Below are 880 nucleotides of genomic sequence, written 5' to 3' on the forward strand. Positions count from 1 at the left end.
TGACGGCGGTGAGCAGCAGCGACGGCGGTATTACCTGGACGGCGACCTTCACCCCGACCAGCGCCATCACCGACAGCACCAACCTGATCATCCTGGACAACAGCGGTGTGCAAAACGCCTCGGGCAACGCCGGCCTTGGCACCACCGACTCCAACAACTACGCCATCGACACCGTTCGCCCAACGGCGACGATAGTTGTGGCGGACACCACGCTAGCGCTGGGTCAAACCTCACTGGTGACGATTACCTTCAGTGAAGCGGTCAGCGGTTTGACCAACGCCGACCTGACGATTGCCAACGGCACCTTGAGCGCCGTCAGCAGCAGCGACGGCGGCATCACCTGGACCGCGACCTTCACGCCGAGCGCCAGCATCAACGACACGACCAACCTGATCACCCTGGACAACACCGGCATCAGCGACCTGTCGGGCAATGCCGGCAGCGGCACCACCGATTCCAACAATTACGCCATCGACACAGTCCGGCCTACCGCGACCATCGTCGTGGCCGACCCAACCCTGAGTGCTGGCGAAACCTCGCTGGTGACCATCACCTTCAGCGAAGCGGTCAGCGGTTTCACCAATGCGGATCTGAGCATCGCCAACGGCACCTTGAGCGCGGTGAGCAGCAGCGACGGCGGCATCACCTGGACCGCGACCTTCACGCCAACAGTGGGTGTGAACGATGCGACCAACGTCATCACCCTGAACAATACCGGTGTGGCCGATCTTTCCGGCAACGCGGGCAGCGGGACTACCAACTCCGGTAACTACACGATCGATACCGTGATTCCGACGGCCACCATTATCATTGCCGACAACGCGCTGAAAATTGGCGAAACGTCCCTGGTGAGCATCACGTTCTCCGAGGCCGTGACCGG

At 61.8% G+C, this 880-nt stretch carries 1 protein-coding gene; it reads left to right on the forward strand.

Annotated elements, in window-relative coordinates; genetic code table 11:
* Nucleotides 1–880 (forward strand): Ig-like domain-containing protein (locus tag PMI32_RS13125; protein ID WP_008030077.1); only part of this gene is annotated, 880 nt, incomplete at both ends.

The organism is Pseudomonas sp. GM60 (genome assembly GCF_000282415.1).
Taxonomy (GTDB): domain Bacteria; phylum Pseudomonadota; class Gammaproteobacteria; order Pseudomonadales; family Pseudomonadaceae; genus Aquipseudomonas; species Aquipseudomonas migulae.